Annotated in this window: 10 protein-coding genes; 1 reads left to right on the top strand and 9 read right to left on the bottom strand. The window is 73.2% G+C overall.

Annotation, left to right across the window (positions count from 1 at the left end):
* Positions 1-10: 10 nt before the first annotated feature.
* The 9 genes from ACXN5W_RS01245 to ACXN5W_RS01205 are packed head-to-tail and all read right to left on the bottom strand — an operon-like array spanning position 11 to position 15184.
* The gene (locus ACXN5W_RS01245) at positions 11-895 is read right to left on the bottom strand and encodes a 3-hydroxyacyl-CoA dehydrogenase family protein (RefSeq protein ID WP_473156218.1); all 885 of its coding nucleotides are present in this window, start codon (positions 893-895) and stop codon (positions 11-13) included.
* A complete protein-coding gene (locus ACXN5W_RS01240; RefSeq protein WP_473156217.1) occupies positions 892-6756 on the bottom strand; it encodes a type I polyketide synthase in 5865 nt (1954 codons plus the stop codon). The genes ACXN5W_RS01245 and ACXN5W_RS01240 overlap by 4 nt, the downstream gene beginning before the upstream one ends.
* Positions 6756-8753 (bottom strand): non-ribosomal peptide synthetase, encoded by a 1998-nt coding sequence (locus ACXN5W_RS01235; RefSeq protein WP_473156216.1) that lies wholly within the window; start codon positions 8751-8753, stop codon positions 6756-6758. The genes ACXN5W_RS01240 and ACXN5W_RS01235 overlap by 1 nt, the downstream gene beginning before the upstream one ends.
* Positions 8744-9538, bottom strand: a complete 795-nt coding sequence (locus tag ACXN5W_RS01230) for a 4-hydroxy-tetrahydrodipicolinate reductase (protein WP_473156215.1) — start codon at positions 9536-9538, stop codon at positions 8744-8746. The genes ACXN5W_RS01235 and ACXN5W_RS01230 overlap by 10 nt, the downstream gene beginning before the upstream one ends.
* Position 9539: 1 nt before the next feature.
* Positions 9540-10571, bottom strand: coding sequence for a hypothetical protein (locus ACXN5W_RS01225; protein WP_473156214.1), 1032 nt, complete (start codon positions 10569-10571; stop codon positions 9540-9542).
* Positions 10568-10858 carry an acyl carrier protein gene (locus ACXN5W_RS01220; protein ID WP_473156213.1) on the bottom strand — a complete coding sequence of 97 codons (291 nt, stop codon included), beginning with the start codon at positions 10856-10858 and terminating at the stop codon, positions 10568-10570. The genes ACXN5W_RS01225 and ACXN5W_RS01220 overlap by 4 nt, the downstream gene beginning before the upstream one ends.
* A gap of 23 nt (positions 10859-10881) precedes the next feature.
* Positions 10882-12402, bottom strand: coding sequence for a class I adenylate-forming enzyme family protein (locus ACXN5W_RS01215; protein ID WP_473156212.1), 1521 nt, complete (start codon positions 12400-12402; stop codon positions 10882-10884).
* Positions 12399-13712 (bottom strand): acyl-CoA dehydrogenase family protein, encoded by a 1314-nt coding sequence (locus ACXN5W_RS01210; protein WP_473156211.1) that lies wholly within the window; start codon positions 13710-13712, stop codon positions 12399-12401. Before ACXN5W_RS01210 ends, ACXN5W_RS01215 begins: the two co-directional genes overlap by 4 nt.
* Before the next feature lie 56 nt (positions 13713-13768).
* A complete protein-coding gene (locus ACXN5W_RS01205) occupies positions 13769-15184 on the bottom strand; it encodes a nitroreductase family protein (protein WP_473156210.1) in 1416 nt (471 codons plus the stop codon).
* Between the two features lie 712 nt (positions 15185-15896).
* On the opposite strand from ACXN5W_RS01205, the gene ACXN5W_RS01200 reads away from it, so the two are divergent.
* Positions 15897-17375 (top strand): family 43 glycosylhydrolase, encoded by a 1479-nt coding sequence (locus ACXN5W_RS01200; protein WP_473156209.1) that lies wholly within the window; start codon positions 15897-15899, stop codon positions 17373-17375.
* The last annotated feature ends 7 nt before the right edge of the window (positions 17376-17382 follow it).

Genomic DNA, 17382 nt, shown 5'->3' with positions numbered 1-17382 from the left:
GTCAGAATCGTTACTTTCCGAGGGTTCCGGCGGCAGGATTGCCGTACGAGTAGAAGCCCTGCCCGTTCTTCCGGCCCAGCAGGCCGGCGTGCACCATCTGGCGCAACAGCGGGCACGGCCGGTATTTGCTGTCGCCGAAACTGTCGTGCAGCCCTTCGATCGACTGCAGAATGGTGTCCAGCCCGATCAGGTCGGCCGTCTCCAGCGGACCCATCTTGTGCTCGAAACAGCCCTTGAAAATGCGGTCGATGTCCGCGACCGGGGCGACCCCCTCGTGTACCAGGAACGCCGCCTCGTTGATTGTCAGCATCAGCACCCGGTTGGTGACGAAGCCCGGCGAGTCGCGTACCACGATCCCCTCCTTGCCCATTCGGGCCAGGAGCGAGTGGGCAAGGTCGACGGTCCTGTCCGAGGTGTGGTGTCCGCGGATCATCTCGACCATCGGCTTCAACGGCACCGGGTTCATGAAGTGCATGCCGAGCACGTTCTCCGGCCGGCGGGTCACCCCGCCGAGCGCCGTGATCGGGATGACCGAGGTGTTCGCCGCGAAGACGCACTCCGGACGGCACACCGCGTCGATCGTCCGGTAGACGGCCTCCTTGGTGGCCCAGTCCTCGGTCACGTTCTCGATCACGAAGTCGGCCGGTGCCAGCTCCTCCAGGTTCGTGGTGTACGTGATCCGCTTGAGCACCTGGGCCCGGTCCTCGTCGGAGGCGTCCGGGCGCAGCAGCCGTTGCAGGCGTACCCCCGCGCGGATCTGCTGCTGCGCCACCGTCAGGATCTCCGTCGACCGGTCCGTCAGCACCACGTCGAACCGCGCCTGCGCGAGGGCCTGGGCCACGCCGGTTCCCATCACCCCGGCGCCGACCACACCGACCGTCTGCAACGAACTCATGAATCTCCCTCCTCGCGGGACTCGGCCCGCTCCGTCGACTCGGCCCGCTCCGTCGACTCGGCCCGCTCCGTCGACGACCGCGCGCCGAGCGGATCGGCGGTGGCCCGGATCAGCTTTGCCAGCTCGGCTATGGTTCGGGCTTCGAACAGGTCGCCGAGCCCGATCTGGACGCCCCACTCCCGACGCAGCCGGCCGATCAGTTCGAGACCGAGCAGCGAGTGCCCGCCCAGCTCGGCGAAGAGGTCGTCGACACCGACCTGCTGCACGCCGAGCAACTCCTGCCACAGCTGGGCGAGCCGCTGCTCGGTCGGATCGGACGGCGCCCGGTACGGGGTCAGGACGTTGGGCCGGGGGTGCGGCGCGGCGCGTTCCGTGGTGATCGCGGTGGCTGGGTCGAGCCGCGCCCGCGCCAGGTCGGCGATCACCGCGGCCAGATCCTTGGCGACCACCACCACCCGCGGTCCGATGTCGGCCGCCAGCACCCGGGCGAACGCCTCCGCGCCCTCGTCCGGCCGGATGCCGTTGGCCAGGTGCGTGCCCAGCATGCCGCCGCCCGGACTTCCCGACTGTCCGGCGGCGGGCCCGGGCCGGGGGTAGGTGAAGAAGGCCACCTCCGCCGAGCGGCCGGCGCGGGCGCCGTCGAGCGTCTCGCGCAGCGCCGGTACCCGCTTGAGCACGAAGTCGTCGATCCGCACCAACTCCCGCCCGTCGGCGTCGAGCAGGACGATGTCCGCGGAGATGGTCTCCTTTCCGGCCCGGTCCGTCTCGCGGTAGTGGTGCCTGCTGAACATCCGCCGGGTCAGCGGCCGGAAGCAGCGCAACCGTCCGTACGAGATGGGGATGCGGAACTCCTTCGCCAGGTAGATGCCGACGAAGCCGGCGGCGAGATCCAGCAGCGAGGGATGCAGCAGCAACCGTTCGAGGTCCTCGGCGTACCGCTCGGGCAGTTCGAGTTCGGCCAGCGCCTCGTTGTCGCCCAGCCAGACCCGCCGCAGACACCGGGACCGCGGGCCGAAGCCCATCGGTCCGTCGTGCACCGGCTGGCCGAGATCGGTCAGCCGTCCGCCGTCGATCAGCCCGGTCAGGTCGTACGGCTCGACCCGGGCCGGAACGGTGACCGGGCACACGGTTCCACTGGCGTGGGCCTGCCAGCGCGGCTCCTCGGCGGCGCCGTCCTCGGGATAGCGGGTCACCGTGGTGAACCGCATCGGCACGGTGGTCTTGTCCAGCACGACGTGCAGTTCCCGTTCCTCGCCCTCGGGCACCACGACCGGCGTGTAGAACCGGACGTCCCGCAGTTCGGTGGCGTCCGCGTCGGTCAGGTGCGTGAAGGCCGCCCGGACCAGCTCCAGGTGTCCGGTGCCGGGCACCACCGCGTCGCCGAGCATCCGGTGCTCGTCCACCAGCCAGGAGCTGTCGATCGCGAAGGTCGCGCGGTAGACGGCGTACTCCGGCTCGTCGACGAGGCACCGGTCGAGCATCGGGTGGCCGGTCGGGCCCACCCGGCTGCCGGCGCCGGGGGAGTCCCCGGCGCCGACCGTGCGCGCCGCGATGCCCACGTCCTGCCAGGCGTCCCAGTTGACGGAGACGAACTCGGGGCCGTCGGTCGTCCCGGCGTGCTCGGCCACGGCGTCGAGCACCGCGTTGGCGGCGACGTAGTCGACCTGGCCGACGCCTCCGGTGATGGCGAGCGTCGAGGAGCAGAGCGCCACGAAGCGTGCCCGCTGTTCGCGGGCGATCCGGGCGACCGCCATGGTGCCCCGGACCTTCGGGGCGAGTACCCGTTGCGCCTGCGCCGCCTGCTTGAGTTGGATCAGGCCGGCGCCGGGCACCCCGGCCGCGTGGATGATGCCGTGGATCGGCCCGAGGTCACGGCTCGCCCGGGCCGCCGCCGCGGACAGGGCGTCCGGCTGGGTGACGTCGGCGGCGAGCACGAGCACCCGCGCGCCGGCACGTTCCAGCTCGCGTACCTCGCGGATCCGGTCGACCGTGCCCGGGTCGGTCGCCGGGTCGTCGAGCAGCCGGGACCACTCCTGCGGGGCGGGCAGCGCGGTCCGGGTCACCAGGGCCAGACCGGCCCGCTCGGTCTCGGCCAGGTACCGCGCGAGGGTGAGCCCGACGCCGCCGAGCCCGCCGGTGATCAGGTAGGTCCGCCGGGCTCCGGACGGATCCGGGGACCCGGCAGGTCCCGTCGAGTCCGCCGCCGGCCCTGCGGGTTCCGTGACCGGTCCCGTCGGTTCCGCCGCCGGTGGGGCGGTCGGGCCGAGCCGGACCGGTTGGAACACCTGCCGCCAGCGCCGGGTCCCGCGCAGCGCGATCACCGGCTCGTCCACCGGGGACAGCAGTTCGGCGAGCAGGTGTTCGACCGCCCGGCCCCACCCGGGCGGATCCGCCGGTGGCGCGGGGTCCGCCGGCAGCGCGATGTCGACGCTGCGGCAGGCGATCTGCGGATGCTCCAGCGGGAGCACCCGGCAGGGACCGAGCACGGCCGCCTGCCGGGGATCACCCGTCTCGGCGCCCGTGACGACCTGCGTCTCCCGGGTGACGACCGACAGCCGTACCGGTTCCGCGCCGGGCTGGCGGCCCAGTGCCTGCGCCAGCGCGAGGAGGCTGAAGAAGCCGCGGTTCAGGGCGTCGTCCCCGGCGCCGTCCGTACCGGCGCCGTCCGTACCGGCGGCGTCCAGCGCCGGGTCCGGGTGGAGGTCCAGACACCACAGGTGGACGATGTGGTCCGGATAGCGGCCTTCCTCGCGGAGCACGGCCAGCAACTGGTCGTAGTCGCCGTGACCGGCGGGCATGGTGAACCGGTGCGCGTCGACCCGCAGCGGCGCCGGGTGGGCGTCGGGCGGCGCGGACACCGGATGGGCAGCCGAGGCCAGCTGAACCGTGGTGACCGGCCGGCCGGCCGCCTCGATCCGGCGGGCGAGTTCGGCACCGACCCCGCGCTCGTCGGCCAGGACCAGCCAGGTCCCCGAGATCCCGGTGACCCCGCCGACCGGGCGGGCGTGCGGCGGAAGCGGACTCCACGCCGGCACCTGGAACCAGTCGGCGAGGTCCGGCTTCTTGGCCAGCGACAGGGCCGGCGCGGGTGGCTGCCCCTCCGGCGCCGGGTCCACCCAGTACCGGCGGCGCTGGAACGGATAGGTGGGCAGGGGCACCCGGCGTGCGGCCGGCGCCGACAGGGCGGTCCAGTCCAGGTCCACCCCGGCCAGCCAGGCCTTGCCGGCGGTACGCAGGAAGAACACGTCCTCCGGCTCCCGGTCGAACGGGCCGGGCAGGCTCGCGAGCGCGTAGCTGACCGGGGAGGTCGCGCCGGTGGCCGTACCGGTGGGCCGCAGTGGCAACGCCATGCTGCTGAGCGACTGTCCCGGTCCCACCTCGACCAGCAGCCGGTTGGGGTCCTGCCAGAGCGTCGCCGCCCCGTCGGAGAAGCGGACCGCCTCCCGCAGGTGCCGCCCCCAGAAGGCCGGGTCGGTGGCCTGCGCCGCGGTCACCCACGTCCCGGTCACGTTGGACACGTACGGGATGCGCGGCGCCCGCAGCCGTACCGACCCCATCAGCTCGACGAACGCCTCGACGATCGGCTCCATCATCGGCGAGTGGAAGGCGTGCGTGGTGGGCAGCCGGCGGGCCGGGATGCCGCGTTCCGCGCACCGGTTGGCGACTTCCGCGATGGCCGGCACCGAGCCCGCGACGGCGCACAGCCGGGGACCGTTGACGGCAGCCACGGCCGCGCCGGGCACCACGAGATCGGCCGCCTCGGCGGCGGACAGCGGCAGGCCGAGCATCGCGCCGGGTGGCAACTGCGCGATGAGGTTGGCCCGGCCGGCGACCACCCGCAGCGCGTCGGGCAGCGACAGCACGCCGGCCAGGCACGCCGCCACGTACTCGCCGAGGCTGTAACCCATCAGCGCCGCCGGCTGCACGCCGACGGCCAGCCACAGCCGGGCCAGGGCGTACTCGGTGACGAACACCGCGGGGTGGGCGTGGTGGGTCTGGTCGAGCCCGGACTCCGTGACGGGTTGCCGGCGCCGGCCGAGCATCCGGCGCAGGTCGATCTCGCCACCGGTGGCCGCCGGCGGCTGGTCCGGATCGCCGGCGGACGCCCGCGGCCGGTCCCGATCGGCGGCCGGTGGGTCGGGATAGAGCACGCCGCGCAGGTCCATACCGAGGATCGGGCCCAGCAACTCGGCGCACTCGTCCACCGCGGCGCGGAAGACCGGCTGGGTCCGGTAGAGCCCGGCGCCCATGCCCGGGTGCTGGTCACCCAGCCCGGGAAACACGAACGCCACGTGGCGGGCGGCCGTCGCGGTGCCGCTGGCCACCCGGCGGGGATCACCGGACCGCAGCGCCTGGGCGGCCTCCGGCGCCTCGCCGGCGACCACGACGCGGCGGTGGGTGAACGCCCGCCGTCCGGACTGGAGGGTGTACGCGACGTCGGCCAGGTCGAGGTCGGGGTGTTCGGCGAGGTGCTCGGCCAGCCGGGTGCTCGCGGTGTCCAGCGCCTGTGGGTTGGTGGCCGAGACCGGCAGCAGCAGCCGGCCGCCCGTCGTACGCCGTCGGGCCGCCCGGGTCGGCGCCTGTTCCAGCACGACGTGACCGCCGGTCCCGCCCATCCCGAACGAACTCACCCCGGCCCGGCGCGGCCCGTCGACACTGGGCCACGGCCGGGCCCCGGTGTTGACGAAGAACGGCGAGCTGGCGAAGTCGATCGCCGGGTTGGGCTCGCTGAAGTGCAGGCTGGCCGGGATGAGATCGTGCTTGAGCGCCAGGATGGTCTTGATCAGACCGGCCACCCCGGCCGCGGCGTGGGTGTGCCCGATGTTGGTCTTGACCGAGCCGATGGCACAGCCGCCGGTCCGCGCGCCGCCCGCCTGGAACACCTCGGTCAGCGCCTCGACCTCGATGGGGTCACCCAGCGGGGTGGCGCTGCCGTGGGTCTCGACGTACCGGATCGTGCCCGGGTCGACCTCGGCCATCGCCTGCGCCGCGTGGATGACCCGGGCCTGGCCGGCGACTCCCGGGGCGGTGAAGCCGACCCGGTCCGCCCCGTCGTTGCCGATCGCCGAACCGAGGATCACGGCGTGGACGGTGTCGCCGTCCTCGAGCGCGTCGGCCAGCCGTTTCAACAGCACCACCCCGGCGCCGTTGCTGGCCACCGTGCCCTCCGCGCGGGCGTCGAAGGCCCGGCAGTGCCCGTCCGACGAGAAGATCCCACCGGGCTGGAAGTGGTATCCGGCGACCTGGCGGGCCCGGACGGTCGCCCCGCCGGCCAGGGCCAGGTCGCACGCCCCGCTCAGCAGCGCCTGGGCGGCCAGGTGGACCGCCACCATGGACGTGGAACAGGCGGTCTGCACGGTCAGCGCCGGTCCCGACAGGTCGAGCTTGTACGCCACCCGGGTGGCCAGGTAGTCGCTCTGGTTGGCGATGTTGCGGGCGAACTGTTCGGCGGGGTCACGGGCCAGCGGCAGCTGCGGAAGGTAGCTGTTGTAGTAGCTGCCGAGGTAGACCCCGATCGGTCCGGTGGCTCGGGCCGGGTCGTAACCCGCGTCCTCCAACGCCTCCCAGCCGCACTCCAGCACGACCCGGTGCTGCGGGTCCATCACCGAGGCCTCGTTGGGGCTGATCGAGAAGAACTCGGCGTCGAACAGCTCCGCGTCGGGCAGCACGCCCTGGGCGCGGACGTACGAGTCGTCGGCGACCGTGTCGGCCGGGACACCCGCGCTGAGCAGCTCCTCGGGGCTGAAGAAAGTGATGGACTCGGTGCCGGTGGCCAGGTTCCGCCAGAACTCGGCGGGGGTACGCGCACCGGGGAACCGGCACGCCATCCCGATGACCGCGATCTCCAGACCGGTCGACATCAGCTCACCTCCGGACCGCGCGCGTCGCGCTGGTCCCGGGCCCGCACCCGGCGCTGGCGCGACATCCGGTCCCGGCCGTCGGCCAGCCGGCGGACCTGCCCGGCGTCCGGCCGGAAGGCGGGCTCCTCGGTGCCGCTCAGATGCCGGGCGACGGCGGCGACCGTCGGGTAGCGGGCCAGCGTGGCGGCTGACACCTCGACGCCGAGTTCCGTGCCGAGCTGGGCGCTGATCCGGGTCAGCATCAACGAGTTGCCGCCCAGGTCGAAGAAGTTCTCGCCGGTGCCGACCTCGGGTACGCCGAGCACCTTGGCCCAGACCCGGGCGATGGTCTCCTCCACCGGGCTGGTCGGCGCCACGAGCGGCTCCCGTTCGGCGGTGGCGAACCGGTCGGTCAGCCGCAACCGCTGCACCTTGCCGGTGGCGTTGCGGGGCAACGCGTCCACCAGGAAGACCCGGCTGGGCACCTTGTAGTCCACCAGCCGCTCGGCCGCGTAGCCGCGGATCTGCTCCGGGGTCACGGTCCGGCCGGCGCGGGGCACCACCGCCAACGCGACATCCTCGCCGAGCGTGGCGTGCGGCAGCGCGAAGGCGGCCACCTCGGCCAGGTCGGGATGCTCGATGAGGACCTCGTCCACCTGGGCGGGGGACACCTTGGACCCGCCCCGGTTGATGATCTCCTTGACCCGTCCGGCGATGAACAGGTAGCCGTCCTCGTCGAAGGAGCCGTAGTCGCCCGTCCGCAACCAGCCGTCCACGAACGCCGTGGCGTTGGCGGCGGGATCGTTGCCGTATCCACCCATCACGTTCGCGCCCCGGATGGCGATCTCGCCGGGCTGGCCGGGTTCGACGGGCGAGCCCGCCGGGCCGAGGATCGTCACCTCGGCGCCGATCGGTACGCCCACCGAGCCGCGCTTGCGGACGCCGGGCGGCAGCGGGTTGCTGGTCACCAGCGAGGCGGCCTCGGTCATCCCGTACGCCTCGATGACCGGTGCCTGGAAGACCCGCTCCAGCTCGTCGAGCACGGGTCCGGGCAGCGGCGCGGAGGCCGAGCGGATGAACCGCAGGCGCGCGGCGGTCAGCGCCTGCGGAAACCTGGCCGCGACGTCGAGCAGCGCCCGGTGCATCGCCGGGACGGCGCTGTACCAGGTGGGCTCGAACTCGGCCAGCCAGGCGGGGAAGCGGTCGGCGTCGAATCCGGGCGTGCAGACGACGGAACCGCCCACGATGATCGCCGCGAGCAGGGTGCTGGTCAGCCCGTGCGCGTGGAACAGCGGCATGATGTTGAGACAACGGTCGGCCGGGCCGAGCGCGAAGGCCCGGGCGGTGTTCGTCGCGGCGACGCTGAGGTTGGTGTGCGTCAGCGGGACCAGCCGGGGCGCGGCGATCGTCCCGGAGGTGAACAGGATCATGGCGACGTCGTCCGGTCCGCCGCCCGCGCCACCGGCTCCGCCGGGCGCCGGGTCCGTGGTGCCGGCTGTGCCGGAGGCGGGGCTCGTGGTCCCGGCTGCGTCGGCGGCCAGGTCCGTGGTGCCGGCTGCGCCGGGTTGCCCGGGTACGCCGGTCAGCGTGAAGTGCCCGGCCGGCGCGTCGGTCCGGGGGGTCAGTTCGATCACCCGTACCCCCTGCGCCTGGGCGACCTGCCGGAGCGGCGGATCGGTTCCGGCCGGGACGATGACGGCCCGGGCGGCCAGATCCCCGAGCAGACCGGCCACCTCACCCGGCTGCAGGGCCGGATTGAGCGGTGCGCACTGCGCGAACGCCGCCACCCCGAGGAAGGCCACGGCGAGTTCCGGCCCGTTCGGCAGCGCGACGGCGACCCGGTCCCCGGCGTGGACACCAAGCTCGTCCAGCGCGGACCCCGTGTCGCGGACCTGCTGCGCCAGCGCGCGGTAGGTCAGCGGCTCGCGGCCGGGGGCGAGCAGCGCGACGGCGTCACCGCGGACCCGGGCGTGTTCCGCCAGCAGGTCGCGGAGCTGGATCGGGGTGGTCAGGTCCACAGTACGTCCTCCAGACGGTAGAGCCCGGGGGCGGCGGAGTCGGCGAACCGGACGGCCGCCAGCACGCCCGGCACGAAGGCGACCCGGTCGTTGATCCGGTGGCAGAGTTCGACCTGTTCACCCCGGCCGGCGGCGAGCAGGCGGTGCTCGCTGACCCCGTCCCCCATCCGGAACGACGCGATGTCCGGCAGTGCCGCGTCCGGGCCGCGCTCGGCCCGCCACGCACCGGCCAGGGCCTGCGCGGTCGCGCTCGGCCGATCCCGCTTCCCGGCGAAGTGCGTGTCCAGCACGCCCGCGGTCCAGCTGTCGTCCGTCCGGGCGGCCAGCTCCCGGATCAGGCGGGTCACCAGGGCCAGGGCGAGGCTGAAGTTGGCGGCGTACACGATCGCCCGGTCGGCGGCCAGGTCGCGCATCGCCGCGTGGTCCCGCTCGGTGAGCCCGCTGGTGCCGATCACCAGGGCGCACGGCACCGTGGCGGCCTCCCGCAACAGCGCCGCGGTCGCCTCCCGCGCGGTGAAGTCGATGACCACCGGCGGCGGTGAGCCGGCCACGGACAGGCTGGTCAGCACGTCCGGGGCGGCGTCGACGGCCGGCGCGGACCCAGCCGGCGCGGACCCGGCCGGCGTGGACCCGATCGGCGCGGACCCGGCCGGCGTGGACCCGGCGGTGCGGTCCCGCAGCGACAGCCGGCCGGTCAGCACGAGCGAGTCGTCCGCGCGTACCGCCGTGCTGAACAGCGTGGACATCCGTCCGGTGCGGCCACAGACGATGGTCGAGACACCCATGTCAGCGCGGCCTCCGAGCGAGACCCATCCGCCGGCCGAGTTCGGCCTCCGCCATCCGCCGGCCGCCGAACTGACCCGTCAACGCCGCCGTGCGGGCGCCGAGGGTGCCGGCCTGCGCGGTCGCGGGCAGACCGAGGTCGGTCACCAGGTCCTCGGTCAACCGCGCGGTGCGGAACAGCAGATCGGTGGCGGCCGCGAGGATCGCGGCGGCGGCCTCGCCGCCGGGCGGTTCGGCGCGCAGGGCCGGGCCGGACCGGGCCGCCACCCGCAGCAGCGACACCTCGATCTCCAGCCGGGTCAGCTCGTGGGCCAGGAACTGCGAGGTGCTCAACACGTCCGTGCCGGCCGGTACCTCCCGAGGCGTGCTGGCGAGCGTCCGGCGCAGGTCGGCGATGGTCCGCCCGGCATGCCGGGCCACGACGTCGCTGTACACCCAGGCGTACGCCTCGACCGCCGGGACCAGCGGGCCCGCCGGGGTCCAGTCGACCGGTGCCGAGACGAGGCGGGCGTCCAGGAGAGCGTCGCTGGCCTCGGCCCAGCCCTGCGGGTCCGGCGCCACGGTGTTCACCCGGATGCCCGGGTGCTCGTGCGGTACGAGACACAGCCGCAGCCCGTCGTCCGTAGCGGCGGTGACGACGCTGGCCCGGACGCCGGGGTGGCCGAACCGGAACCGTCCGTTGAGTTCGACCCGGTCGCCCTGGTGGCGGAGGCGAACCGCCGGCACGGTCAGGTCCAGCAGTGAGTTGGGGGTGAACAGGGCGAGCGCGGTCGGCAGCGTGCCGTCCCGTACCGCCGCGAGCGACGGGTGGTCGTCGCGCCACAGCGACAGCAACGGACGGACGCCGACCAGGTGCTCGGTCGCCGCGACGGCCGCCGGGAACGGCAGGACGGCGAACAGCCGGTCCGTCGACTCCGGCTCGTCCACGTCGGTGTCGGCCGGGCTCCCGGCCGTGGACAGCGCGGTGATCAGGTTGCGGGCGACCAGTTCGCGGTCGGCGGTCCGGGCCGCGCCCCCGGTCGCGGTGGTCGTCACTGCGCCACCCCGACCGCCCCGGCGCGAAGCGCCGCCACGATTCCGTCGACAGTGCTCAGCGCGTCCGGGTCGGCCTCCGGGTCGACGACCACGCCGAACCGCTGCGCGAGCGCCTCGATCAGGTTGATGTAGGCAATCGAATTCACTCCGGCGGCCTCCAGCGAGCCGTCGCTGGCGCGCAGGTCGGACACGGAGATGGCTCGGCCGGTGGCGAGCACCACCAGGTCCTCGACCTGCTCGCGCAGGCCGTCCCGGTGGGTTTCGGCGGGTGGGCGGGATTCGGTCACTGGTTCTCCTGGGTCGGCTCTCGTCAGGGGCGGATCGTCGGCTCTGGTACGTGTTCGACCGCCCGGGGCGACGCGTCGGCGGGCCGCGCGTCGTCGTCGTCCGCGAGCAGCCGCCGCAGATCGGCGAAGCGCACCTTCCCCGCACCCGACCGGGGGATCTGCGTCACGAAGGTCACCCTCGTGGGGATCTTGTACGGCGCGAGCCGGCCCCGGCAGCCGGCGATGACGTCGCCGCGACCCAGTCCCGGGCGGGCGCACAGCACCACGTGCAGGCCGACGTCACCGTCGCCGTCCTCGTGCGGCAGGACCACCGCGTCGTGTACCCCGTCGACGGCCAGCACGGCCTGCTCCACCTCGGTGGGGTCGACCTTGCGCCCGGCCAGGTTGATCGGACCGCCGACGCGGCCGGTCACGAAGAGCCGGTCGTCGGCGAGGTAGCCCAGGTCGCCGGTGGCGTAGAAGTCGTCGGCGTCGCGGCGGCTCTCCAGCAGGCCCGGCGCGTTCAGGTAGCGGGTCGCCATCGACGCCGTCCGCACCTGGATCTCCCGCTGGTCGGTGTCCGGGACCGGCGCGGTGCGGATCGTGACCCCGGGCAGCGGGGTGCCCAGCCCCCGGCGGTGGGCCGGATCGCGTTCGAAGGTGCAGGGGCCGACCTCGGCGATGCCGTAGTAGTCCGCCATCCGGATCGTGGTCCGCGACTCGAACTCGGCCCGCACGTCGGCGGGCAGCACCGCGCCGGCCGAGATCGCCATCCGCAGGCCGGCGCACTGCTGCGCCGTCACTCCGGCCCGGACCAGTCCCCGGTACGCGACGGGGAAGGCGACCAGGCGGGTGGCGGCGGACTCGGCGATCGAGGCCACGATCCGGGCGGAGACCGGAAGCCCGCTGTAGATGTGCAACTCGGCGCCGACCAGGAAGCTGGACAGCAGCGAGGTGTTGAAGGCCAGCCCGTTGGTGAAGGAGGCGAGGCACAGGGTGCGGTCGGTGCCGGCCAGGCCGGTGCCGTGCACCCAGTTCACCGCGGCGGAGTGCACGGCGGCGCCGGAGAACTCCAGGCACTTCGGCGCGCCGGTGGTGCCGGAGGTGAACCGGCAGACCGCGGTGTCGGCGTGCAGGGCGGGCACCCGCTGCCCGAGGGCCTCGGTCAGCAGCAACCCGTGCCGGCCCTCCGGCACCGGCAGCGGCTCCCCGGGCAGCGCCGCCGGTGGGTTGCCGACCCGGTCCACGACGAAGCAGCGGACTCCGCAGCGCGCCCGGATCTCGTCGAGTTCGTTCGTCCCGAACTGGGGGTCGATGAGCAGCGGCACCCGACCGGTGCGCAGGATGGCGAAGTAGGACAGGACGTAGTCCACGCTGTTGCCGGCGTACAGCCCGAGCCGGTCGAGGTCGGCCGGCAGCATCCGGTCCAGCGCCTCGGCCCGCTGCTCGACCCCGTCGGCGAGCTGGCCGTAGCGCAGTTCCCGCTCCCGGTCGCGGACGGCGGTGCGGTCGCCGTACCGCGCACAGGCCGCGAGCAGCGCGTCGGGCAGGATCGCGGTGTTCACGCCGGGACCCCGTCCCGGGTGGCTCGGACCGGATTCGGCGTCCCGGCACCGTCACCCCGGCCGGACGCGCCGGCCGGACCGGTCGGCCCGGCCGGGCCGGGCGTGCCGTTCCGCCCGGGCGTGCCGGCCCGCCCGGACGCGCCGGTCCGGGTCAGGTCCGGGTCGATGGCCAACTCCGCCCGGCAGGCCAGACTGTGGTTGGCGATGGTCAGCATGGTGGTCTGGCTGCCACCGGCCATCCGCAGGCCTCGGAGCTGGGCGTAGGCGTTCAGGGACGGGCTGTCCCACATGTACCCGCGGCCACCCTCGAGATCGCAGCACAGGGCCGCCAGCGCGCAGGCGCGGTCCACGCAGAACCACTTGAGCTGGCTGATCTCCGGCACCGGCGGGTTGCCCTCCTCCAGTTGGGGGAGGATGTCGGCGATGCCGGCCGCCATGAGTTCCTGGTCGGCGCGGGCTCGGGCCAGCGCGTGCAGGTTCACCGGCCAGCCGGCCAGCGACCGCCCACCGAGCTGCCGGTCCGTCGCGTAGTCGCGGATGTGCGCCAGCAGCCGTTGGTGGCTGAGGTACGCGTCGACCGCGATCAGGTAGCGCATCCGGGACATCACCCGGTTCCAGTGCAGGGCCTGACCCAGGCCGCCCCGCGAGACCAGGTGGGTGGCGGGGACCCGCACGTCGGCGAACTCGATCGCCGCCGAGTCGACGGACCGGGTGCCGAGCTTGTCGTACACCGTCGTGACCCGGACGCCGGGTCGGCCCTTCTCCACGAGCACGATGGCGGGCGCCTTGTCCAGCAGGACGTTGACGAAGCACAGGTCGGCACCGGCGCCGTTGATGACGAACAGCTTGGCGCCGCGTACCACGAGGTCGTCGCCGTCGCGGACGGCGGTGGCCCGCTCGGCGGGCGACGGGTCGGTGTCGGCCTGGCAGGCCACCAGGCTGCCGTCCAGCAGCCGGGGCAGGTACCGCTCCCGCAGCACCTCCTGCCGCGAGCTGACCAGCCAGTAGGCGGCCACGTCGTTGTGGACGTGCATCGCCAGCAGCACCCCGGCCTCCAGGGACCGGGACATCGCCTCGCCGAGTACCAGGCTGCCCAGCATGCCCAGGCCCTGGCCGCCGTGGGCGGTCGGCAGGGACACCCCGAGCAGTCCCTGCCGGGCCAGCTCCGGCCAGGCGGCCTTGTCGAGGTACCCGCCGTGGCCGGTGCGCTGTCCGGCGAACCTCCCGTCCGCGAAGCAGGCGGTGGCCCGGGTCAACAGGTCATGGTGGGCCGGGGTCATCCGCCCGGCCAGGATGCCGTCGGTCAGCATGTCGCCTCGCTCATCTGGTCCGTCCTGTCGTTCGCCGGTCGTCGGTGCCGTGCCGCTCATTCGCGTCCCGTCGTTCCGGAGCCATGGCTGTACGCGATGGCCAGCCGGTCGTGCTTGGTCGCGCTCTCGTCGGGGGTTCCGGCGGCGAGCAGATAGATCACCTCGTCCTGTTCCGGCAGGAAGGTCAGCGCGGCGCAGCGCACCTCGTCGAACCCGCCGACGCAGGTGATTCCGACAGCGGACCGGGCGCCGGCCAGGCACATCCGTTGGGCCACGTGGGCGGCGTGGAAGTGCAGCTCGGCGAGGCCGGCGTGGCCGTACTCGCGCAGCAGCGGGCGCAGCGCCGCGTGCAGGTGGATCAGGACCGCGGCGTGCCGCAGCCCCTCCTGGCCCATGCAGGCCGCGACGATGCTGTCGGCGTCACTGTTGCGCGGTACGCCCAGCGGGTGCAGCGTGCGGTCCGCCGGCGCGTACCCGTAGGACCCCGGTGGCAGCCCGTCCACGGCCCGCACCAGCAGGCGTACGCCGACGCCGAGTCCCGGGCTTGCGCAGTCGGCATGGAGCTGGCCGTCGACGTCCCGCAACAGCGCGGCGAGCTGCGCTCGGCTGATCGAACCGGGCCCGAATCCCTTGGCGGAGCGACGGCGTACGGCCACCGTCCCGAAGTTCTCGGTGGTCACCTCCCGGGGCGGGTCGGCCAGCCGTACCGGATCCGGGCGGCGGGCCGTGGTGGGCCCGGTGAGCGCGGCGGTCACCGTCGAGCTGATCGGACCGAGGGCCGGGGTGTTCGCGGGTTCGTGGTAGGCGGTGACCCCACGCAGCTGGCCCCAGTTCTCCTCCTCCCGGCGGTCCGGGAGTTCGAGGCCGGTCCGCTGTTCCTCCCAGCGGGGCACCCGGACGTCTCCGGGCCGGACGGCGATGTCGGTCCCGACCCGGCCGGCCGGCTGCCCGGTCCGGGAGAGCGTCACGACGACCTGTGGTTCCCGGCAGGAGTCGGGCAGCCCGATCGCCTCGACGAGTCGCTGCCGGCGGAACCGCAGGTGGACCGTGGGCGTCAGGCCGACCGCGCTGGCCGCCAGCGCGATGTTGCTCGCCGCGTGACCCACGTCGAGGTACGTGTACAGGTAGCCGCGCTGGCCGTACTTGGCCATCGCCAGCCACGGCCGGGCGAGCAGGGTGATGACCGCCCGGGGTCCCGGCTCAGGTCCCGGACCGGTCACCCCGGCGGCGCGCAGCTCCGCCTCGGTACAGGTCCGCGCGGTGGCGAGCCGGCTGATCCGGCATCCGGGTACGTCGTACACGTAGGTCGAGAACCCGTCGCCGTCCCGTACCGTGACCAGTACCTCGAATGGATAGAGCGCACCGGCGGACGGGGTGGTACGAGCCTGGATCGGGATGCGTCCCTTCGCCACGACGGTGCCGGAGCGCAGGCCGCAACCGGCGGCGAGAGACAATGCGAGCAGTGCCCGCAATGACTCGTCGTCAGCGATTTCGGAGGCGTCTCTCGCCGGCCATTGCTCGTTTCCGGCGCGAAGCCTGGTGGCCTCCCAGAAACGGATCAGTGGGCCGTCTGCCGGTGCCTCGGTTCGCATATCACCTGGCCATGGTTGTGAGCGGCGCGAGGGCTCAGCGCCCTGTCGCGGACGGACATCGTCGATCACCCAGATCGAAGAGCGCGCGTTGGCGGTGGGACACGAGCCATGGCGAGGCTCACGACCCGATCCAACGCGCGAACGCACTGTGGGACGGAAGATGGTGAGTGGGATATCAGAAAACGACCTTGCAAACCGACGCGAACATCCTTGGTCGCCCGCCGCTATCGACCCCGGCGAATAGTCGGCGCACGGATGAGACTAGGCAACGAAGGGTCCGTATCGGTACGTCCGCGGCTGGCAGAGTTCTGCCATCGATCGGCAGCGTTCACTGTGTGAGGCGTCGAAAATTACTCACCGTGCCGTAACGATCGCCCATCGTCGCGACGTTTCGACACCCGACGGGGCCGGTCGGGCTCGGCGTCCCGGGCGTCCCGGGTCGGTGCGCCGGGCTACGGAAAGTGATGTAGCAAATGCGGACCGTGCGACTAGGTGCGAAGCGGGCAAAGGGTCTGGATTGATTCATCGACAACCTTGACATTCTCGGTTGCGAGCGTGAACATCTGCGAATCGGCGGGATGGGAGTACGTGGATGCGCGGGATCAGGCTCCGGACACCGATCGTGGTCGCGGCGGCGGCCATGCTGCTGGCCGGTACGACGGCGGCGGTCGCCGCGCGGGCGGCCGCTTCCGGCTGCCAGGTCGATTACACGGTGACCAGCCAGTGGCAGGGCGGGTTCGGCGCCAACGTGTCGATCATCAACCTCGGTGACCCGGTCAGCTCCTGGACCCTCACCTGGTCCTACCCGGCCGGCCAGTCGGTCACCCAGGCGTGGAACGCCACGGTCACCCAGAGCGGCACCCAGGTCACCGCCACCAACGCGAGCTACAACGGCAGCCTGGCCACCGGCGCGTCGACGAGCTTCGGCTTCAACGGTGGCTGGACCACGAGCAACCCGGCCCCGACGTCGTTCACGTTCAACGAGACGACCTGCGGCGGCCCGACGCCGACCCCGTCCGCCAGCACCGGCGGGCCCGACCCGTCACCCTCGGCGTCGGCGTCGGCGTCGCCCAGTCCCTCGGCGTCCGTGTCGCCCAGCCCGTCGCCCTCGATCTCGGCGTCGCCCAGCCCTTCGGTCACGCCGAGCCCGACCGCCGCCGCCACGCCGACCAACCCGCCGGCCGCCTACCCGAATCCCGGCCGGGTGACCGGCAACACCGGCACCCACGACCCGGCGCTGGTGAAGACGCCGGGCGGTACCTACATCCTGCCGTACACCGGAGCGAACATCCCGATCAAGACCTCCCGGGACCGCACCGCGTGGACCGAGGCGGGGGTGGCCTTCCCGAACGGCGCCTCGTGGACGCTCGCCTACACCGGGGGCAGCAACGTGCTGTGGGCGCCGGATGTCTCGTACCACAACGGCACCTACTACATGTACTACGCCGCCTCCACGTTCGGCTCCAACCACTCGGGGATCTTCCTGGCCACCAGCTCGACCGGGTTGCCGGCCAGCTGGACCAACCGGGGCCTGGTCATCGAGAGCAGGACGTCGGACAACTTCAACGCGATCGACCCCAACCTGATCGTCGACACGGCGGGGCGGTGGTGGCTGACCTTCGGCTCGTTCTGGACCGGGATCAAGCAGATCGCGATCAACCCGTCGACCGGCCTGCGGCTGGACAGCACCCTCCGTGGCCTGGCGCAGCGGACCGGCGCCACGACCGCGATCGAGGCGCCCTTCGTCTTCCACCACGGCGGCTACTACTACCTGTGGGTCTCCTTCGACCTGTGCTGCCGGGGCGCGTCGAGCACCTACCGCATCATGGTCGGCAGGTCCACGAGCGCCAACGGCCCCTTCGTGGACCGCAACGGCACCGCGATGACCTCGGGTGGCGGCACCCAGGTGCTGGCCACGCACGGCGGGATCGTCGGACCCGGTGGCCAGTCCGTGGCCACCGACTCCGACGCCGAGGTGCTCTACTACCACTACTACGCCAGCAGCGGCGCGTCGTACCTGGGCATCAACCTCATCGGGTACGACTCGTCCGGCTGGCCGTTCGTCTACTGACCCGACC

It is taken from the genome of Plantactinospora sp. A48, assembly GCF_055793945.1.
The sequence above is the reverse complement of the archived record's forward strand: the minus strand, read 5'-3'. Positions and strand labels throughout refer to the sequence as shown.